Raw genomic sequence first — 2,216 nt, 5'->3', positions numbered from 1 at the left:
TGATTTACTCTGCACTGTTTGTTGATGTTCTCTGGTGGACTTCCAGTTCTTTCTTATCACAATTCGTTTCTCGAATCGCACACTGCAACTAACAGCGTCTTAACGCTTCACTTCGGCACTCACGGCCTCGTTCGGCCTTCGGCAAATTTCCCGCTTCCCTAACGCCTACTACGCAGGCTCAGGGCGGGAAACTTCGTCAAGACTAGTTCGTTAGCCGAAATAATCAAAACTTATATAAAAATGAATATACTTAGATATTTTAGTGAAAAAAAAAGAAGGAAAGAATATATAAAAAACTGTCTTAATGAATTTAATATTAAGAACATTCTAAAAAATTCCGAATTTAGAAGCTATATTCATTTTAATGATTTATCGTATATTGATCATAAAGAAAAAAAGAAACTTATTTGGTTAGGCCTATCCTCTTACTCAGGGTATGAGCGCGAAAAATTTTTACATTTTGTTAGTGAAAATTTCACTCAAGAGGATTTCCCTTTCATCTTATTAAGAACCTTAGATTGGGTAAAGAATATAAGGTCATTTGCTATAAACCTATTAGCCTCAAAATTAAATAAAGTCAACACCGAAACCTTAAAATTAAATTCTGATTTATTAATAAACGCCTTAAATAAACAAAATGATGAAGAAAATTGGGTTCAGCTTAGACAATCAATTCTAGACATTTTAATCAAAAACTTCCTAAACGACAAAAATAAGCATAAAAACGATTCACCAAAATATAGGAGACTTATTTACTTTGAATTAATAAATAAAAAACATTCGGAATTAGAATTAATAATTATAAAAGATACTGATTGTTTTAATAGATCTTTAATATTTCTTCCAATTTTCAAAGACTACGTCAAAAATAATATTCCGACATTAGTGAAAGATAACTGTGTAAAAATAAGATTGAATATTTTTGATCAATTTCTAAACGAATCTCCATTAGAATTTCAAAACTATTTTGAAACCGCATTATTAGATGATAATTCATCTATACGCTCAAAGGCGAACTATTATGCAAAAAAATACGTAAACTTTGACATTAGAAACTTTTATATTGCCCAAATCACGACTCCATCCAAATTAATTATTTGTCTCTCAGAGAATCCTAATGAAAAAGATAAGGATCTATTCGAACAGGGATTAGAATCGACCAATAAAAAAGTAATAAAAGCTAGCCTTAGCTCTTTAAAAAAATTAGGATTGTTAGAGAATTTTAAAGAAAAAATAAGTAATCTTTTTTTGTTTCATTTTCGATTGCTCCTAAGACTTGAAATTTATAAAATTTACAGCCTAGAAGAACTGCTAAATCTAAAAGAAACATTTGAAATAGATAACAAAATTCATTACCTTTTTGGATTATTAAAAGTAAAATCTTTTTGGGTCATGATAGATTTTTTACTAGAACAAATTATAATAACAAAATCAGAAAAATTTATTCCAATTTTAATAGAGGAAATGAACCACTCCTCCCGAATTTTTGAAAAAATAGATCCAATATTAAAGACAAAAATAAAAGAAAAAATCAATAGTTTAAACAGCCAGCAACTAATAAATCAAGATTTATCGACAAGCTTGTTGTTTATGATCAAATATATCTAACAATTGATTACTTCGGCTAACAGCGACTAACCGCTTCACTTCGGGACTTACGCCCTCGTTCGGTCTGCGACACATAGGCTTTTGTCACTCCTCTTGCTTGCGCAAGCGTCGTGCCAATCCCTAACGTCCCGTTGGGACTCAGGGCCAGCCTACGTCGGTTAGTCTAGTTCGTTAGTTGCAATGTGCAGAATTTCGTTCTCGCCAGGTTCGCTTTTTCTCGTTTTTTTCTATTAAGCAAAGATTGATGCAAAAGATTAATTTGATCGGTCTCGTTTGTTTAAGTTTTCTCAAAAATGATTTACTCTGCGCTGTTTGTTGATGTTTTCTGGTGGACTTCCAGTTCTTTCTTATCACAATTCGTTTCTCGAATCGCACACTGCAACTAACAGCGTCTTAACGCTTCACTTCGGCACTTACGGCCTCGCTTGGGCTGTGCCACATTCCCCTTCTGGCATTCGCTCGCATACGCAAGCTACATGCCAGTCCCTAACGTCCCGTCGGGACTCAGGGTCGGGGAACGTCGTCTCCGCTAATTCGTTAGTTGCAATATGCTAAATTTCGTTCTCGTCAGGTTTCTTTATTTTACTTTTTTATTTATACGGAAGTCT

Annotated in this window: 1 protein-coding gene; it reads left to right on the top strand. The window is 33.3% G+C overall.

From position 1 onward, the window contains the following. The first annotated feature begins 240 nt into the window (after positions 1-240). Positions 241-1,608, top strand: a complete 1,368-nt coding sequence (locus tag EHQ24_RS00005) for a hypothetical protein (RefSeq protein ID WP_135599674.1) — start codon at positions 241-243, stop codon at positions 1,606-1,608. Positions 1,609-2,216: the final 608 nt, after the last annotated feature.

The organism is Leptospira noumeaensis (assembly GCF_004770765.1).
Taxonomy (GTDB): Bacteria; Spirochaetota; Leptospiria; order Leptospirales; family Leptospiraceae; genus Leptospira_A; species Leptospira_A noumeaensis.
Note: the sequence above shows the minus strand (reverse complement) of the source record. Positions and strands in the feature narration are given on the sequence as shown.

What these genes read in the sequence shown, in the direction of transcription:
- EHQ24_RS00005 (WP_135599674.1), top strand. Translation starts at nt 241, where the DNA reads ATGAATATACTTAGATATTTTAGTGAAAAAAAAAGAAGGAAAGAATAT.